This window comes from Stenotrophomonas sp. YJH_SMC_138, assembly GCF_059369855.1.
Genome location: NZ_JCAFTB010000005.1, coordinates 43446 through 60205, shown reverse-complemented (window position 1 = coordinate 60205; position 16760 = coordinate 43446). Strand labels below are relative to the sequence as shown.

Genomic DNA, 16760 nt, shown 5'->3' with positions numbered 1-16760 from the left:
GCCTTCCTGGGCTGTGGGCGGCGGCCGCCCGTTCGGGGCGCGCCGCGCGCGTCCCGTCGATCCCCGCGCCAGCCCTCATGGCAGGCGCGCTTGGGACCATCCTATGTGAAGAATGCGTGCAGGCTCAAATCCAGGTCCAAATCACGGCAAATAGTGACGCCAATCACTCGAGAACCGTGCAATCGGCGCGGCGCACTTCCTCGACGAAGGTGCGCATCTTGTAGCCGTCCTTGATGCCCGGCTCCAGTTCGATGCCACTGGAGACATCCACGCCCCACGGCAGGGTACCCAGCACCGCGTCGTAGACGTTTTCCGGGTTCAGGCCGCCGGCCAGCAGGAACGGGCGATGCAGGCCGGTCGGGATCCGGCCCCAGTCAAAGGCCACGCCGGTGCCGCCACCGCCGCCCGGCGCGTGGCTGTCGAACAGGAAGCCGGCGGCGCTGGGATAGCGCAGCTGCAGGGTGCGGGCGTTGATCTCTTCACGGCCGCCCATGGCAATCGCCTTCAGGTACGGCATGTTGAAGCTGCGGCAGAAGCTCTCGTCTTCCTCGCCGTGGAACTGCAGCAGGGTCGGTCGTACCGTGCGCAGCACCTCGCGCACTTCTTCCTTGCTGTTGTTGCGGAACAGCGCCACCACGTCGACCATCGGCGCGATCGCCTGGCGCATCGCGCGTGCCTCGGCTGGAGCGACCCGGCGGCTGCTTTCACGGGCGAAGATGAAACCCACCGCGTCCACGCCCAGCTCACCGGCCAGGCGGACGTCGCCGGCCCGGGTCATGCCACAGAACTTGATGCGCGTGCGGTAGTAGGAGCGGCTCATAGCGTGACCTCGGCGGGCAGATGCCAGTTGTCGGGGTACAGGGGCCCAAGGAACACCAGGCCCTGCGGCGGTGCGGTGGGACCGGCTACGGTGCGATCGCGCCCGGCCAGCAGTTCGGCGATCCATTCCACCGGCTTCTCGCCACTGCCCACCAGGATCAGCGATCCGACGATATTGCGGACCATGTGATGAAGGAATGCATTGCCCTGCACGGCGACCTCGATCACCTCGCCCTGGCGGCTGACCTGCAGTGACTGCAGTTCACGCCGTGCATGCAGCGCCTGGCACTGCACCGAGCGGAACGCGCTGAAGTCGTTCTCGCCTAGCAGGGCCTGGCCGGCGGCATGCATCAGGCCCGCGTCCAGCGCACGGCGCTCCCAGCTGAGGGTCTGCCGCTGCAGCGCCGGCCGCACTTCGCGGTTGAGCAGGCGATAACGGTAACGGCGTGCCCGCGCCGAGAAGCGGGCGTGGAAATCATCGGCCACGGGCACGCACCAGCGCACCGCGATCGAGCGCGGCAGGCGGGTGGTGGTGCCCAGCATCCAGGCGCGCGGATCGCGCACCACGTCGGTGTCGAAATGCACGACCTGGCACTGGCCGTGCACGCCGGCATCGGTGCGACCGGCACAGACCACCTGCAGCGGCGCATCGGCCACCGACGACAGGGCCTGCTCAAGGCTGGCCTGCACGCTGGGACCACCCTCGCCCAGGTTCTGCCAGCCCCTGAAATCGCTGCCGTCGTACTCGACGCCAAGCGCGTAACGCATGTGCTACCTCGATGTTGCGGGAGGGGCGGCGCTCAGGCCGGATCGCGTTCGGACCAGACCGCCAGTTCGTTGCCACCGGGCTCGACGAACTGGAAGCGGCTGCCACCGGGGAAAGAAAACACCGGCCGTACGATCTCACCGCCAGCGTCGCGCACCGCCGCCTCGATGGGCGCCAGCTGGTCGGCATACAGCACCAGCAGCGGCGCGCCGCTGTCACTGGCCCGTTGCGGCTGGCCGCGGAAGAAGCCGCCCTGCAGGCGGCCATCGTCGAAGGCGGTGTAGTCGCTGCCATAGTCGACGAACGACCACCCGAACACCTTTTCGAAGAAGGCGCGGCTGTCGGCCGGGTCACTGGAGGCGAATTCAACGTAGTCGATACGGCGCTCGCGGCTCATGGCACGGTCCTTGTCGGCGGGTTCGGTCACGGCAGGCGGGCCAGCAGTTCGCGAGCCTGGGCCTGGCAGTGCAGGTCGCCGCCCTCGGCCACTTCCAGCAGCAACGTCCGTGCGGTCTGCGCATCGCCCAGGTCGAGGTAGGCGATGGCCAGTTCCAGGCGTTCCTGCCCGGCGCGCGGCGCCCAGCCGGCATCGCTGGCCGGCGCGGCAGTACCGTCTTCATGCGCGGCCGCGGCCAGCGCGTCGTGCGGCGCCGCGCTCGAATCCCCGCCGTCATGATGCTCGGCCGGCAGGTCGAACACGCCGCGGAACTGCGGCTGCTGTTCGGCGTGCAGCGCGTAGTCCGGTACTGCGATCTCGTCAGGGACGGCTTGCGCGGGCGGCTCATCCTGCACGGGGGTGTCCTGCATGGCCACCGGCTCGTCCCAGCGCGGCAGGTCGGTCACGGCCCCGGGCAGCTCCACCACTTCGTCATCGCGCAGCGTCTGCGCCTGCCAGTCAGTCTGGGCGGCGACGTCGGCGACCGCTTCGGCAGCCACGTCATCCTGCACCTCGGCTTCGGTCGCCCAGGCAGGCATCGCCGGTTCCTGGCGGCCACTGTCGGACACCGCCGTCGACCACGAAGACTGCTCGGCCAGCGTATCCAGCGCCGCGCCGGCCGGTACCGCAGCGGCCAGGCCGGCGGCGTCGCCTTCCTCGCGCAGCGGCGGCAGTGGCGACGGCTTGCGACGACGCAGCAGCCAGGCCGCGCCGGCCGCCAGCAACAGCACCGGCAGACCCAGCCAGTACCACGGCGTTGCCGCATCGCGGGCATCCGGTGCCTGCGCCAGGCGCTGCTGCGCCGCGGCCAGGTCGTTGTCCTTCATCGCGATCAGCGACTGCTGCTGTTCCTTGAGTTTTTCCAGGTCGGCCACCCGCTGCTTCAGCTCGCCGATCTCGGCATCGCGGGTCGCGATGTCCTCGCGTGCCTGGCGCAGTTGTTCGTTGCCCAGCATGTCACCCTCGCTGCCGGCTGCAGTGCCGGTGGTTGTGCCCGCGTGCGCGGCGTCGGAGGCCAGCGCCGGAGCGATTTCAAGTCGTGCCCCAGTGGCCGCAGCCGGGGAAGAAGCGTTCGTGGTTCCCGCCGTGGCGACCGGGGCGACAGTACCCGCCGGTTGCGGCACGGTGCGCGCCTGACGCCACTGTGCGGCATGCTCGCGCACCAGCGCGGCGGCCTCGGCGGCATCGACCGCCGCCAGTGCATCGCTGCCGGGCATGCGCAGCACGGCGCCCTGCCTGAGCAGGTTGACGTTGCCACGGATGAAGGCCTCCGGGTTGGCCCGCAGCAGCGCAATCATTACGCGGTCGCGGCTGACCTGGTTGCCGCGGGCCACCACGCTGGCGATCTGCGACAAGGTCTGCCCACGCTGGACGGTAACGCTGCCATCGGCTGCCGGTGCGGCAGCGGGTGCAGCCACTGCACGCGGGCGAGCCGGTGCGGGTGCCGGCGTGGTGGCGGTGGACGGCGCAGGCGCGCTCACGCTCTCCGCGGCGGCGGGCGCCGGGGCGGCCTCACGGGCGATGGTGTTGGAGAGCGTACCTGCGGGTGCAACGATTTCCGGCTCGGCCACGGCCAGTGCGCTGGACGGTGCATCGACCAGCGCCGAGTACTCGCGCACCAGGCGGCCCTGGCCCCAGTCCGCCTCGATCAGGAAGCTCAGCGACGGGGTCTCGACCGGCGTCTGCGAGGTCACCCGCACCACTGCCCTGCCCTGCGCATTGCGGGTCAGTTCGAACTGCAGTTCGCCCACCAGCCCGGTCGGCCGCTGCAGGCCGACGCGCTCGAAGGTGACCGGTGAGGCCAACGCGACACGCAGGTTCTCCAGCTCGGACGGATCGGCCGAGACCACCGGGATTTCGGCCAGCAGGGGCTGGCCCGGCTTGGACAGGACACGGATGTCGCCCAAGCCCAGGGCAAGCGCCGAACTGCTGGCCAGGGCCAGCAGCGCGGTGGAAAGATAGAGGAGGGGGCGCTTTGCGCCCCTGGCCCGTTTATTCATGGCGACACTATAAAGCGTGCGGACCGCGGTCCGCACCCACCGATGGGAACCTTCGGTAGTGCCGGCCGCTGGCCGGCAGACACGCACGTGCCATCACGGCAATGCCGGCCAGCGGCCGGCACTACCGGTGAGGCAACCGCTGTGATCAGCGCTGCTCGGCGGCGACCAGCTCGGCCAGCTGCACGGCATTCAGGGCGGCGCCCTTGCGCACGTTGTCCGATACGATCCACAGGTTCAGGCCGCGCGGGTGCGACAGGTCCTCACGGATGCGGCCGACGTACACCGCGTCGGTGCCCGAGGCGTGGGTGACCGGGGTCGGGTAGCCACCGGCCTCGTGACGGTCCACCACTTCGATGCCCGGCGACTGCTCCAGCAGCGCACGTGCTTCGGCCACGGTGACCTTGTCGCGGGTTTCGATCGCCACCGACTCGGAATGGCCGTAGAACACCGGCACGCGCACTGCGGTCGGGTTCACCAGGATGCTGTCGTCGCCGAGGATCTTGCGGGTCTCCCAGATCAGCTTCATTTCTTCCTTGGTGAAGCCGTTGTCCTGGAAGTCGTCGATGTGCGGGATCAGGTTGAAGGCGATCTGCACCGGGAAGCGCTGCGGATCGATCTCCTGGAAGCTCAGCAGCTGGCCGGTCTGCTTGCCCAGCTCCTCGGTGGCCGAACGACCACCGCCGGACACCGACTGGTAGGTGGAGACGTTGATGCGCTCGATGCCGTACTTGCGGTGCAGCGGCGCCAGCGCCACCAGCATCTGCATGGTCGAGCAGTTCGGATTGGCGATGATGCCGCGCGGACGGTTGGCGACCTGTTCCGGGTTGACTTCGGACACCACCAGCGGCACGTCATCGTCGTAACGGAAGGCCGAGGAGTTGTCGATCACCACCGCACCTGCGGCGGCGAACTTCGGTGCGTATTCCTTGGACACGCTGCCACCGGCCGAGAACAGCGCGATCTCGACGCCGGCCGGATCGAAGGTGGCCAGGTCCTGGACCGTGACCTTCTGGCCGTTGAACTCGATCTCGCCACCGGCCGAACGCTCGGAGGCCAGGACGCTCAGGGTACCGACCGGGAAATCACGCTCGGCCAGGATCGACAACATGGTCTCGCCGACGGCGCCGGTGGCACCGACGACGGCGACGTGGAAACTGCGCTGTGCATTGCTCATGGGGGAACTCTCACGAAAACGGGAATGGGGAAAAACACGCACGACAGCTGGGTTCGGGGAACCTCCTCAAGCGGGGCGCGCGGAGGTTCCCTATCGTTTCCCGGTTTTTTTGCCCAGCGTCACGCGCGCGGCCATCGCCGCGTCAGCGTTGATCGCGCTCGGCATCCGCGACGGGCCGCCGTCCAGGCCGAGCCCGGCAAGCAGATTATCCACGGCCAGCTGTACCATCGCCGTGCGCGTGGCCAGCGAGGCGCTGCCGATATGCGGAGTGAGCACGACGTTGCGCAGCGCCAGCAGTTCCGGGCGTACCGTTGGCTCGCCTTCGTACACATCCAGACCCGCCGCAGCCAGGCGACCGTTGGCCAGCGCATCGGCCAGCGCGATCTCATCGACCAGGCCACCACGGGCGATATTCACCAGCGTCGCCGACGGATTCATCTTCGCCAGTGCGGCGGCATCGATCAGATGATGCGAGGCCGGCGTGTACGGCAGCACCAGCAGCAGGTGGTCGGACTGTGCCAGCAGCGTATCCAGGTCCACATAGGTCGCGCCCACTTCCGCCTCGGTCGCCGCCGGCAGCTGCGAACGGTTGTGGTACAGCACCTTCATGCCGAAACCGTGCGCGCCGCGACGGGCGATGCCCTGGCCGATGCGGCCCATGCCAAGGATGCCCAGCGTGCTGCCATGGATATCGGCACCGAGCATGGTCTGGAACGACCACTGCTGCCACTGCCCTTCGCGCAGCCAGCGCTCGGACTCGGTGATGCGGCGCGCGGTGGCCATCAGCAGGGCGAAACCGAGATCGGCGGTGGTTTCGGTCAGGACGTCCGGTGTGTTGCTGGCCAGGATGCCGGCCGCGCTGAGCGCGTCGACGTCCAGGTTGTTGTAGCCCACCCCGACATTGGCGATCACCTGCAGCTGAGCGGCGCCGGCCACCTGGGCCGCACCGATGCGCTCGTTGAGCGTGATGATCGCGCCGTCGGCGCTGGCCAGTTGTCCGGCGATCTGGTCCGGCGCCCAGGCGGTGACGGTGTCGGTGCTGCGCAGCTGCACGCGATCGCGCAGCGGCGCGATGGCCGCGTCGATCAGCGGCTGGCTCACCCACACGGTCGGCCGCGTGTCAGCCATCGATCTGCCCGGGAATGCGCGGGGTGATCGTGCCCACATCGCCGCACTGCGCGCGGTGGCGCAGCGCCTGGTCCATCAGCACCATCGCTACCATCGCCTCGGCGATCGGGGTGGCGCGGATGCCGACGCAGGGGTCGTGGCGGCCGGTGGTGACCACCTCGACCACGTTGCCGGACGTATCCAGCGACGGGCCCGGCAGGCGCAGGCTGGAGGTCGGCTTCAACGCGATCGAGGCGACCACCGGCTGGCCGGTGGAAATGCCACCGAGGATGCCACCCGCGTGATTGCTGGCGAAGCCCTGCGGGGTCAGCAGGTCGCGGTGTTCGGTGCCCTTCTGCGCGGCGCTGGCGAAACCGTCGCCGATCTCCACGCCCTTCACCGCGTTGATGCTCATCAGCGCGGCAGCCAGTTCACCGTCGAGTTTGCCGTAGATCGGCTCACCCCAGCCCGGCGGCACATTGTCGGCGACCACGTCCACGCGCGCGCCGACCGAATCTCCGGACTTGCGCAGCGCGTCCATGTACGCCTCCAGTTCGGGCACCTGTGCAGCGTGCGGCCAGAAGAACGGGTTGTCTTCCACCGCCGACCAGTCGAAACCGGCCGGGGTGATGTCGCCCAGCTGCGACAGGTAGCCACGCACGGTGACGCCGAAGCGCTCGGCCAGCCACTTCTTGGCGACCACGCCAGCGGCCACGCGCATGGTGGTCTCGCGTGCCGAGGAACGGCCGCCACCGCGCGGGTCGCGGATGCCGTACTTGTGCCAGTAGCTGTAGTCGGCATGGCCCGGCCGGAACTGCTGGCCGATGTTGGCGTAATCCTTGCTGCGCTGGTCGGTGTTGCGGATCAGCAGCGCGATCGGGGTGCCGGTGGTCAGGCCCTCGTACACGCCGGACAGGATCTCGACCTCGTCGGCCTCGCGCCGCGCCGAAGTATGCCGGCTCTTGCCGGTGGCGCGGCGCTGCAGGTCGTGGGCGAATTCGGCCGCGTCCAGCGCCAGCCCCGGCGGGCAGCCATCGATCACGCAGCCGATGGCCGGCCCGTGCGACTCGCCGAACGTGGTGACGGTGAACAGCTTGCCGAACGAATTGGAGCTCACGGGCGCTGCGCCGCCAGTTCGGTGATGCGTGCGCTGTGGGCGATCAGCTCGCGGCATTCAACCGCGAAGATACCCATCTGGCCGACCTTGAATTCGATCCAGGCGAAATCGACTTCCGGCAGCAGCTTGACCAGATGCTGCTCGGACTCGCCCACTTCACAGATCAGCAGGCCGTCCTCGCTCAGGTGCAGCGGGGCATCGCGCAGGATCTTCAGCACCAGGTCCAGGCCGTCGTCGCCGGCACGCAGGCCCATCTCCGGCTCGTAGGAGTATTCCTGCGGCAGGGCATCGGTCTCGTCGTTGGTGACGTATGGCGGATTGGTGACGATCAGGTCGTAGTGGCGGCCGGACAGGCCGTTGAACAGGTCCGACTTGATCAGGGTGACGTTGTGCGCCTGCAGGCGCTCCTTGTTTTCTTCGGCCAGCGACAGTGCATCGTCGCTCAGGTCGACGCCGTCCACCTGCCAGTTCGGGTAGTAGTGGCCCATGGCGATGGCGATGCAGCCCGAACCGGTGCACAGATCCAGTGCACGGTACACGTCGCGGCCGGCCAGCCACGGCTCGAAGCCGCATTCGATCAGTTCGGCGATCGGCGAGCGCGGTACCAGGGCGCGCTTGTCGCTCTTGAAGCTCAATCCTGCAAACCAGGCCTCACCGGTCAGGTAGGCGGCCGGGATGCGTTCATCGATGCGGCGCTGGAACAGCTCCAGCACGCGCAGCTTTTCGGCCTGCAGCAGGCGCGCCTGGCCGTAGGCCGGGCCGAGGTCGTGCGGCAGGTGCAGGCTGTGCAGCACCAGCTGGGTGGCCTCGTCCAGCGCGTTGTCGTAGCTGTGCCCGAAGGTCAGCCCGGCTTCGTTGAAACGGCTGGTGCCGTAGCGGATCAGATCGATGATCGTGTGGAGTTCGGCGGCCGTTTCAGCGGTCATGGCGGTACTGCGGGCAAAGTGGCCCCCGATTATAGGGGCTGGCGCCCGTGGCGGCATCCGTTGCGGCGGAAACGATTCGGGCCACAGCCGGTATGATGGGGCCCACTTCGCGCGGGAGCCCCCATGTTCAATCGCAACGCCGGCATCATCCTGCTGATCGCCCTGGCGGCGGGTCTCGGCCTGCTGGCCGCCCAGCAGGTGTTCGCGCCGAAGCCGCCGGCCAATGCCCCGGCCACCGAAGCGATCACGCTGTACCCGCAGCCGCGCGAACTGCCTGACTTCAACCTGGCCCAGTCCGACGGCACCCGCCTGATCCCGGGCGAACTGAAGGGCCACTGGACCCTGGTGTTCCTGGGCTTCACCTTCTGCCCGGACGTCTGCCCGACCACGCTGGCCGCGCTGGCCGGCGCGCAGAACCAGTGGGAAGCCCTGCCCGACAGCCTGCGCCCACGCGTGCTGTTCATCTCGGTCGACCCCGACCGCGACAGCGCCACCCGCCTGGGCGAGTACGTGCACGGCTTCCACAAGGACACCCTGGCCGCCACCGCTGACGTTCCCTCGCTGGAGCGCTTCGCCACCTCGTTGGGCTTCGTGTTCCAGAAGGTGCCGGGCAAGCATTTCGACGAGAACCCCGAGGATTACACCGTCGAGCATTCGGCCAGCCTGGCCGTGCTCGACCCGCAGGGCCGCCTCGCCGGCCTGGTACGCCCCCCGTTCAACGCGCCGGCGATCGCCCGCGACCTGCAGAAGCTGACCGAGAAAACCGCCCCATGAGCCTCACCACCGCCCTGACGTATGCCCTGCCCCACCGCCTGCTGTCCTCGATGGCGCGTTCGCTGGCGTACTCGGACGATCCGCGCGTGTCGCGCTGGCTGATCGACACGGTCACCCGCAAGTTCAACGTCAACCTGGACGAAGCGGCCAACCCGGACCCGCGCAGCTATTCGACCTTCAACCAGTTCTTCACCCGTGCGCTGAAGCCGGGCGCACGCGTGGCCGATGCCGATCCGCGCAGCCTGGTGATGCCGGCCGACGGCCGCATCAGCCAGCTCGGCAGGATCGAGGCCGGCCGCATTTTCCAGGCCAAGGGCCAGTCATTCACCGCTGCCGAACTGCTGGGCAGTGACGAGGACGCCAAGCCATACAACGATGGCCTCTACGCCACGGTGTACCTGTCGCCGCGCGATTACCACCGCGTGCACATGCCGTGGACCGGCACCCTGCGTGAGACCGTGCACGTGCCGGGGCGCCTGTTCAGCGTTGGTCCGGCGGCAGTGAACGGCGTACCGCGCCTGTTCGCCCGCAACGAGCGCCTGGTCTGCCACTTCGACACCAGCTTCGGCCCGATGGTCAGCGTGATGGTCGGTGCACTGCTGGTGTCCGGCGTGGAAACCGTGTGGAGCGGCGAGGAGATTCCGCACTACGGCGACCGCATCACCCGCAAGGACTACCGCGGCCAGGGCATCAGGCTGGAGCGTTTCGCCGAGATGGCACGCTTCAACTACGGCTCGACCGTGATCGTGCTGCTGCCGCCGGGCGTGGCCGAATTCGCCCCGCAGCTGGGCGCCGAAAGCCCGGTACAGCTGGGCCAGGCCCTGGCGAAGCTGCGCTGATAAAAAGGGGACGGAGGGGATTAAGTCGTTTATGCATAAACGACTTAATCCCCTCCGTCCCCTTTTCCACAACGGGATGCCGGCCAGCGGCCGGCACTACCGGTACGCGCGTTACTGCAGGGCCGGGGCCGGGCCGACGTCCATGCCGTCGTAGTCTTCCACGCCCTTCTCCGCGGCCAGCGCTGCGAATTCCTGGTTGCGACGGTCCAGCGAGGCTTCGTCGTGGATCTCCACGCGCTCCACATGCAGCACGTGGAACGGCGCGTCACCCTCTTCCGGATCTTGTTCGAACAGTTCCACGAAGGTGTAGCCCTGCGCCTGCAGGTGCTCTGCCAGTGCCTGCAACGGCTCAGCAGTGGAGTGCACGAAGAAGTACCCCCACAGCAACGGGCCGTTGATGTCCCAGTCGGTGTTTTCGCGGAGGTTGGCGAACAGGTTGCGGGTGTCTTCGAGATCCATGTGGGTTCCAGGGGTCGGGGGAATTACTTGTCGCAGCCCTGCAGCTTCAGCGTCTGGCCGTGACGCAGGCTGTAGGCCGGGGCCTTCAGGCCGTTGGCGCGGGCCAGGGTCGGCACGTCGCACTGGAACTTCGCCGCGATGGCGCCCAGGGTCTCGCCCTTGCCCACCTTGTGGCTGCGCACCGGCTTCGGGCGCGCGGCCGGCGCCGGGCGAGGCGTCGCCACCGCCGCCACCGGCGTGGTCGGCACACTGGTGGAGGCCGCAGCGTCGGCCACCGGCACCACGCCGCCCACGGCGACGCTGCCGGTGTAGCTGGCCGCGGTCGGGCGCTTGATCGCCGCGTTCAGATCGGCGGTGATCAGGGTGCGGGCCAGGTCGGCACGCGGGCCACTGACGCAGTTGCGCTGGTACAGCCCGGCGATGCGGGTGGTGGCGTTGATCAGGGTGCCGGCCGGAATCCAGCCATCGGCTTCATAGCGCGGGTTGAGGTTGCGCAGCGCGCGCATGTAGCCATCACGGGTGCCGTGGCTGCCCAGGCAGATGGTCAGTTCATAGATGGTGGTGGACTTGGCCAGGCGCAGCGTGGCCGGCTGCGCGCTGATCTTCGGGAACTCCACGCCATACTGCTGCGGGTGCAGGAAGATCCAGGCCGCGGCAATCACCATCGGCACATAGTCCTTGGTCTCGCCCGGGAACTGGTTGTAGACACTGTCGGTCCAGAAGCTCTGGCCGGCGCTCTGCTTGAACACGCGTGCGGCACGGCCTTCGCCACCGTTGTAGGCGGCCACCGACATTTCCACGTTGTTGTTCAGTTCGCGCAGGCGTTCGTTGAGGTAGCTGGCGCTGGCCTCGGCGGCGCTGCGCGCATCGAAGCGCGTGTCGAAGCCGGTGCCATCCGGGCCGAGGCCGAAGCGACGGCCAGTGGCCGGCATGAACTGCATCAGGCCGGCGGCGCCGGCACGCGAGGAGGCGTGCACGCGGCCGTTGGATTCCTTGGCCATGATGCCGAACAGCAGCGCCTCGGGCAGGCCACGCTTCTCCCACTCCGGCCACATCACCGCGCGCAGGTTCTGGTAGTTCTCGTAGCTGGTCAGCAGCGCCGGACGCATGTCGGTCAGCCAGCGACGGATGCCGGCCTGCACCGCCGGGTTGTACTCGACCATGCTGTCGAAGGCGTGCCGCTTGTCGTTCAGCAGCGCGGCAGCGCGCGCGGCCTCGGGCACATCCGCGGTCAGCGGGCCGATGTGATCCGGGTCGGCTTCCAGGCGGTCCCCCCCCTCGTCGGCCACGTCATCGCTGGCAGCGGCATCGGCGTCGTGCTTGAGCAGGCGCTTGTAGCTGGCCAGCAGGGTGCCCATCTGGCAGCCCTTCTGCTTCACGCAGTCGTTGAGGACATCTTCCATGTCCTCCAGCGCGGCGTCGGCCTCGTTGCTGCCCTTGGGGTCGGCATTGGCGACCAGCAGCAGGGCGTCGCTGTAGCGCTTTTCGGCGACGGTCATGCGCTGCTGCAGCGCATCCACCTTCACCTTGTCCCGGGCCGAAACCCGCTGCGCATGGGCGTCGGGCGCCAGGGAAACCAGGCCGGCCAGGGCCAGCAGCGGCCAACCGCGGGAAATCAGGACAGGAACGGGCATTGATGGCACTGTGTGCGAAACAGGCAGGCAGAGTAGCGGCGCCGCCAAGGTCCGGGCAAGCCGACCTTCGGACCGTCACTGCCGGCGGTTAACATTGGGCTATTCATCACAAGGGCTGGACCATGGATCCGATTCTGCTCGGCAAAGGCATTACCGACGATATTGCCGTCACCCTGCTGCCGAAACTCGGCAACCGCCACGGCCTGGTGGCCGGCGCCACCGGTACCGGCAAGACCGTGACCCTGATGACGCTGGCCGAGGGCTTCTCGCGACTGGGCGTGCCGGTGTTCCTGGCCGATGTGAAGGGCGATGTCTCCGGCCTGGCCGTGCCCGGCAGCGGCGCCGAGAACCTGCTCCAGCGTGCCGCCGAGATCGGCGTGGCCGACTATGCGCCGGCCGCCAGCCCCACCCTCTTCTGGGACCTGTACGGCAAGCTGGGCCACCCGGTGCGCACCACCGTCAGCGAAATGGGCCCGACCCTGCTGGCGCGCATCCTCGAGTTGAACGACACCCAGTCCGGCGTGCTCGACATCGTGTTCAAGCTGGCCGACGACCGCGGCCTGCTGCTGCTGGACATGGACGACCTGCGCGCCCTGCTCGGCCTCGTCGCCGAGGAGCGCAAGGACATCTCCACAGAGTACGGCCTGGTCAGCGCGCAGTCGATCGCCGCGATCCAGCGTTCGGTGCTGCGCCTGGCGCAGGACGGTGGCGAGCACTTCTTCGGCGAACCTGCGCTGGAGCTGGCCGACATCATGCGGGTCAACCACGACGGCCGCGGCATGATCGGCATCCTCGCCGCCGACCAGCTGGTACTCAAGCCCAAGCTGTACTCCACCTTCCTGCTGTGGCTGCTGTCGGAGCTGTTCGAGCAGCTGCCGGAAGTGGGCGACCTGGACAAGCCGAAGCTGGTCTTCATCTTCGACGAGGCGCACCTGCTGTTCGACGATGCGCCGCCATCGCTGGTGCAGCGCATCGAGCAGGTGGTGCGCCTGATCCGCTCCAAGGGCGTGGGCGTGTATTTCTGCTCGCAGTTCCCCGACGACGTGCCAGGCAACATCCTCGGCCAGCTCGGCAACCGCGTGCAGCACGCACTGCGCGCGTTCACCCCGCGCGACCAGAAGGCGGTGAAGACCGCGGCCGAAACCTTCGTGCCGAACCCGAAGCTGGACGTGGCCAAGGTACTGAGCCAGCTCGGCACTGGTGAGGCCCTGGTCTCCACGCTGCAGGACAAGGGCATCCCGATGCCGGTGCAGCAGACCATGATCGCGCCGCCACGCTGCCGGATGGGGCCGATCACCGAAGCCGAACGCGCCCAGGTGCGTGCCGGCAGCCCGGTCGGCAGTCGCTACGACACCGCGATCAACCGCGAATCGGCCGCCGAACTGCTGGCCCAGCGTGCACAGAAGACTGTCGAACAGGCGCAGGCGCCGGCCGCGCGCAGCCGCGAACAGGACGAAGCGCAGGAAGGCGGTTTCGGCCAGGCGATCAAGGATGCGATCTTCGGCACCAAGCGCCGCCAGGGCATGATCGAGACGATGGCCAAGCAGACCACGCGCACCGTCGGCACCAAGCTGGGCAACCAGATCGTGCGCGGCATCCTGGGTGGCATCTTCGGCGGAAAGCGTTGATCTGCCACGGCCGGGGTCAGAGCCCTTTCCGCTGGAAAGGGATCTGACCCCAGGGTCGGATCCCCCCCGCCAGGGAGGGCTCCGACCCCGCTCCCCGTTCGTCATCCAGAAAAGAAGTCGTATTGCATGTCGCGTTGGCGTCCCCCCGCAGAAAAAAGCACGGCCCTGATCACCGCCTCCGGGCATGCCCGGCTGAAGGCCGAACTGGATGAGCTGTGGCGCGTGCGCCGCCCGGAGGTGGTGAAGGCACTGGCCGCGGCCGCCGCGGAAGGTGACCGCTCCGAGAACGCCGAATACACCTATCGCAAGAAGCAGCTGGGCGAGATCGACCGTCGCGTGCGCTACCTGACCAAGCGGCTGGAATCACTGCGCGTGGTCGACACCACGCCGACCGACCCGCTGGCGGTGTTCTTCGGCGCATGGGTGGAACTGGAGAATGTGGACAGTGGCGAGACCAGCCGCTATCGCATTGTCGGGCCGGATGAGACCGATGCCGGGCTGGGCTGGATCAGCATCGATTCGCCGTTGGCGCGGGCGCTGCTGAAGAAGCGACTGGATGATGAATTCTCGGTGGAGCTGCCCGGCGGGCAATTCACCTTTGCGGTGATCGGGGTGGAGTACGCGCCGTTGTAGAGTCGAGTCATGCCCGACCTCGCTGCCGTTGTAGAGCCGAGCCCATGCTCGGCTGGTGGGCAAACACAGCCGAGCATGGGCTCGGCTCTACAACGGCGGCGGGTATGTGCGCCCTGCACGCAACGGGCGGAAATAATCGGCATTGCGATAGAAGGCGGAATCCTGCACGCCGTGCCAGCCAGGAATACCCGCCAACGGCAGGGGCCGCAGCTGCAGCGGATCGGTCACTGCCCTGCCTTCGGCAATGGCCGCAGTCACCGCGTCAACGCAGGCAGCATCGGCATCACCCTGCACCACCACGCACTTGCCCACCAGCAATCGCCCCGGCAGCAGTGCCTGTTCCATCAACGCGTGCCCGAATACCGCGGCAATGGCGATGTCACCGCTCTGCCAGCGCGTTGGCTCGAACAACGCAGGCCAGTCATGCCCATCCCACGCGCGCAGCAGCGTGACATCACCCACACGCACGATCACGCCGGTTTCGTCGAACTGGGTCAAGGCGGCCTGCGCGCGGTTGCGCTGGCCGGGTGGCATGGCTTCGATATGCCGGCACTGCTGCACGTTGAGTGCCCGCTTGAGCTTTGGGTGGGAGGCCCACACCAGCGCGTTGAACAGGTCGTGCCAGTTGTCGGCACGGGTGGCAATGCGCCCCTGCGCGATGCGGGCCTCGTAGTGCAGGCCATCGGCCAGCAACGCGGCATCCTGTTCGACCAGCTGCCAACCCGGCAGGGACAGGCGTGCGTCAAGCGCCGCGATGGACGGCCAGTGGGGGCCATCCAGCAGATCACGGAAATCCTGCAGCCCGGCAAACAGCGGCTGCGCGAACACCTGCGGATCGATCGCTGCACGTGGCGGCGGTACGAAGCGCCGGACGCCGCCCCCGTCATTGGCGGCGGTCGTCGCTGCGGTCACAGCATCTTGAGGTCGAATGCCGGGCGGGGAGCGGCGGGCAGCGCGTCACCGTACAGGTCGTGCTCGTCGCTCTCGGTGATTTCCACGTCGACGAAGTCGCCCACGCGCAGCGGCACCTGGTCGGCGTTCTGGATGTGCACCAGTCCGTCGATCTCCGGCGCATCGGCCCTGGAACGGGCCACGGCGATATCGCCTTCGATGGCGTCGACCAGGCACTGCTGCACGGTGCCGATCTTGGCCTCCAGGCGTGCGGCGGAGATCTGCGCCTGCTTCTCCATGAAGCGGGCCAGACGCTCCTGCTTCACTTCCTCCGGCACAGCATCGGGCAGATCGTTGGCGGTGGCCCCCTCGACCGGCGAATAGGCGAACGCGCCCACGCGATCCAGCTGCGCTTCGTCGAGGAACGACAGCAGTTCTTCGAACTCGGACTCGGTCTCGCCCGGGAAGCCGACGATGAAGGTCGAACGCACGGTGATGTCCGGCGCGATACGGCGCCAGTTCTGCACGCGCTCCAGGGTCTTCTCGACCGCACCGGGGCGCTTCATCAGGCGCAGGATGCGCGGACTCGCATGCTGGAACGGGATGTCCAGGTACGGCAGGATGCGGTTCTCGGCCATCAGCGGCACCACTTCGTCCACGTGCGGATACGGGTAGACGTAGTGCATGCGCACCCACGCATCCAGCTCGGACAGGCCTTCGCACAGCGCCTTCAGGCGGGTCTGGTAGGCCTTGTCGCGCCACATCTTCTCGGCGTACTTCACGTCCACGCCGTAGGCAGAGGTGTCCTGCGAAACCACCAGCAGCTCACGCACGCCACCACGCACCAGGCGCTCGGCTTCGCGCAGCACCTCATCCACCGGGCGCGAGACCAGCTTGCCGCGCATCGACGGAATGATGCAGAAGCTGCACTTGTGGTTGCAGCCTTCGGAAATCTTCAGGTAGGCGTAATGGCGCGGGGTCAGCTTGATGCCGTAGTCGGGCACCAGATCCACGAACGGATCGTGCTTGGGCGGCAGTGCTTCATGCACCGCTTCCATCACGCTCTGGTAATCCTGCGGGCCGGACACCGCCAGCACGTTGGGGTACGCCTCGCGGATCTGCTCAGGGCGCTTGCCCAGGCAGCCGGTGACGATGACCTTGCCGTTCTGGTTCATCGCCTCGCCAATGGCATCCAGCGACTCGGTCACCGCCGAATCGATGAAGCCACAGGTGTTGACCACCACCACGTCGGCCGAATCGTAGGACGGGACGATGTCGTAGCCTTCCGAGCGGAGCTGGGTGAGGATGCGCTCGGAATCGACGAGGGCCTTCGGGCAGCCAAGGCTGACGAAGCCGACTTTGGGGTTCAGCTGGGACATGGAATCGCGGGACTCTGGGGGCCTGGGCCCCTGCCGGCATGGCAGGGGTTCCTGGGGGCCGGGGCCTGAAAGGGCGCCAGTATACCGGGCTTCGGGCCAGCGCCCTGAATCGCCGCTGCCGCCTGCGGCGCCTGGCCCGTGAAGGGTCAGTACCCGGTCATATCCAGCACCACTGCAA

At 68.0% G+C, this 16760-nt stretch carries 16 protein-coding genes; 4 read left to right on the top strand and 12 right to left on the bottom strand.

Annotation, left to right across the window (positions count from 1 at the left end):
• Positions 1-163: 163 nt before the first annotated feature.
• The 8 genes from AC5P7I_RS12295 to prmB form a co-directional block, all read right to left on the bottom strand.
• Complete coding sequence (locus AC5P7I_RS12295; RefSeq protein ID WP_014647887.1) at positions 164-820, bottom strand: phosphoribosylanthranilate isomerase; 657 nt, start codon at positions 818-820, stop codon at positions 164-166.
• Positions 817-1587 (bottom strand): tRNA pseudouridine(38-40) synthase TruA, encoded by a 771-nt coding sequence (gene truA / locus AC5P7I_RS12290; RefSeq protein WP_014647888.1) that lies wholly within the window; start codon positions 1585-1587, stop codon positions 817-819. The genes AC5P7I_RS12295 and truA overlap by 4 nt, the downstream gene beginning before the upstream one ends.
• Positions 1588-1619: 32 nt before the next feature.
• Entirely contained in the window at positions 1620-1982 is a 363-nt protein-coding gene (locus AC5P7I_RS12285) for a VOC family protein (RefSeq protein WP_014647889.1), read from the bottom strand.
• Between the two features lie 26 nt (positions 1983-2008).
• Positions 2009-4021, bottom strand: coding sequence for a FimV/HubP family polar landmark protein (locus tag AC5P7I_RS12280; RefSeq protein ID WP_164077424.1), 2013 nt, complete (start codon positions 4019-4021; stop codon positions 2009-2011).
• A gap of 145 nt (positions 4022-4166) precedes the next feature.
• Positions 4167-5195: an aspartate-semialdehyde dehydrogenase gene (locus tag AC5P7I_RS12275; protein ID WP_014647891.1), complete on the bottom strand. Its 1029-nt coding sequence runs from the start codon at positions 5193-5195 to the stop codon at positions 4167-4169.
• A gap of 90 nt (positions 5196-5285) precedes the next feature.
• Positions 5286-6323: a 2-hydroxyacid dehydrogenase gene (locus tag AC5P7I_RS12270; protein ID WP_262088019.1), complete on the bottom strand. Its 1038-nt coding sequence runs from the start codon at positions 6321-6323 to the stop codon at positions 5286-5288.
• Entirely contained in the window at positions 6316-7419 is a 1104-nt protein-coding gene (aroC, locus tag AC5P7I_RS12265) for a chorismate synthase (protein ID WP_014647893.1), read from the bottom strand. Before aroC ends, AC5P7I_RS12270 begins: the two co-directional genes overlap by 8 nt.
• Positions 7416-8345 carry a 50S ribosomal protein L3 N(5)-glutamine methyltransferase gene (gene prmB, locus AC5P7I_RS12260; RefSeq protein ID WP_014647894.1) on the bottom strand — a complete coding sequence of 310 codons (930 nt, stop codon included), beginning with the start codon at positions 8343-8345 and terminating at the stop codon, positions 7416-7418. The genes aroC and prmB overlap by 4 nt, the downstream gene beginning before the upstream one ends.
• Positions 8346-8468: 123 nt before the next feature.
• Here prmB and AC5P7I_RS12255 point away from each other — a divergent pair, with 123 nt between their 5' ends.
• Entirely contained in the window at positions 8469-9119 is a 651-nt protein-coding gene (locus tag AC5P7I_RS12255; RefSeq protein ID WP_014647895.1) for an SCO family protein, read from the top strand.
• Positions 9116-9958 (top strand): archaetidylserine decarboxylase, encoded by an 843-nt coding sequence (asd, locus tag AC5P7I_RS12250; RefSeq protein WP_075076287.1) that lies wholly within the window; start codon positions 9116-9118, stop codon positions 9956-9958. The genes AC5P7I_RS12255 and asd overlap by 4 nt, the downstream gene beginning before the upstream one ends.
• Before the next feature lie 111 nt (positions 9959-10069).
• On the opposite strand, the gene AC5P7I_RS12245 is transcribed toward asd, so the two are convergent.
• Together AC5P7I_RS12245 and AC5P7I_RS12240 are read right to left on the bottom strand one after the other, a co-directional pair.
• On the bottom strand, positions 10070-10417 hold the full coding sequence (locus AC5P7I_RS12245) for a ribonuclease E inhibitor RraB (protein WP_046431838.1): 348 nt from the start codon (positions 10415-10417) through the stop codon (positions 10070-10072).
• A 23-nt stretch (positions 10418-10440) separates the two neighbouring features.
• Complete coding sequence (locus tag AC5P7I_RS12240; RefSeq protein WP_014647898.1) at positions 10441-12051, bottom strand: transglycosylase SLT domain-containing protein; 1611 nt, start codon at positions 12049-12051, stop codon at positions 10441-10443.
• A 122-nt stretch (positions 12052-12173) separates the two neighbouring features.
• Between AC5P7I_RS12240 and AC5P7I_RS12235 the strand changes: the two genes are divergently transcribed.
• Positions 12174-13679, top strand: coding sequence for a helicase HerA-like domain-containing protein (locus tag AC5P7I_RS12235; protein ID WP_046431840.1), 1506 nt, complete (start codon positions 12174-12176; stop codon positions 13677-13679).
• 126 nt (positions 13680-13805) lie between these two features.
• On the top strand, positions 13806-14312 hold the full coding sequence (greB, locus tag AC5P7I_RS12230; RefSeq protein ID WP_014647900.1) for a transcription elongation factor GreB: 507 nt from the start codon (positions 13806-13808) through the stop codon (positions 14310-14312).
• A gap of 87 nt (positions 14313-14399) precedes the next feature.
• On the opposite strand, the gene AC5P7I_RS12225 is transcribed toward greB, so the two are convergent.
• Both AC5P7I_RS12225 and rimO read right to left on the bottom strand, forming a co-directional pair.
• Positions 14400-15224 (bottom strand): DUF3025 domain-containing protein, encoded by an 825-nt coding sequence (locus AC5P7I_RS12225; RefSeq protein ID WP_164077426.1) that lies wholly within the window; start codon positions 15222-15224, stop codon positions 14400-14402.
• On the bottom strand, positions 15221-16582 hold the full coding sequence (gene rimO, locus AC5P7I_RS12220) for a 30S ribosomal protein S12 methylthiotransferase RimO (RefSeq protein WP_049442367.1): 1362 nt from the start codon (positions 16580-16582) through the stop codon (positions 15221-15223). The genes AC5P7I_RS12225 and rimO overlap by 4 nt, the downstream gene beginning before the upstream one ends.
• Positions 16583-16760: the final 178 nt, after the last annotated feature.

Coding starts and splice junctions, on each gene's coding strand:
- AC5P7I_RS12240 (WP_014647898.1), bottom strand. CDS start 12,051: ATGCCCGTTCCTGTCCTGATTTCCCGCGGTTGGCCGCTGCTGGCCCTG.
- AC5P7I_RS12280 (WP_164077424.1), bottom strand. CDS start 4,021: ATGAATAAACGGGCCAGGGGCGCAAAGCGCCCCCTCCTCTATCTTTCC.
- AC5P7I_RS12270 (WP_262088019.1), bottom strand. CDS start 6,323: ATGGCTGACACGCGGCCGACCGTGTGGGTGAGCCAGCCGCTGATCGAC.
- asd (WP_075076287.1), top strand. CDS start 9,116: ATGAGCCTCACCACCGCCCTGACGTATGCCCTGCCCCACCGCCTGCTG.
- truA (WP_014647888.1), bottom strand. CDS start 1,587: ATGCGTTACGCGCTTGGCGTCGAGTACGACGGCAGCGATTTCAGGGGC.
- AC5P7I_RS12235 (WP_046431840.1), top strand. CDS start 12,174: ATGGATCCGATTCTGCTCGGCAAAGGCATTACCGACGATATTGCCGTC.
- AC5P7I_RS12245 (WP_046431838.1), bottom strand. CDS start 10,417: ATGGATCTCGAAGACACCCGCAACCTGTTCGCCAACCTCCGCGAAAAC.
- AC5P7I_RS12275 (WP_014647891.1), bottom strand. CDS start 5,195: ATGAGCAATGCACAGCGCAGTTTCCACGTCGCCGTCGTCGGTGCCACC.
- rimO (WP_049442367.1), bottom strand. CDS start 16,582: ATGTCCCAGCTGAACCCCAAAGTCGGCTTCGTCAGCCTTGGCTGCCCG.
- prmB (WP_014647894.1), bottom strand. CDS start 8,345: ATGACCGCTGAAACGGCCGCCGAACTCCACACGATCATCGATCTGATC.
- AC5P7I_RS12295 (WP_014647887.1), bottom strand. CDS start 820: ATGAGCCGCTCCTACTACCGCACGCGCATCAAGTTCTGTGGCATGACC.
- AC5P7I_RS12285 (WP_014647889.1), bottom strand. CDS start 1,982: ATGAGCCGCGAGCGCCGTATCGACTACGTTGAATTCGCCTCCAGTGAC.
- AC5P7I_RS12255 (WP_014647895.1), top strand. CDS start 8,469: ATGTTCAATCGCAACGCCGGCATCATCCTGCTGATCGCCCTGGCGGCG.
- greB (WP_014647900.1), top strand. CDS start 13,806: ATGTCGCGTTGGCGTCCCCCCGCAGAAAAAAGCACGGCCCTGATCACC.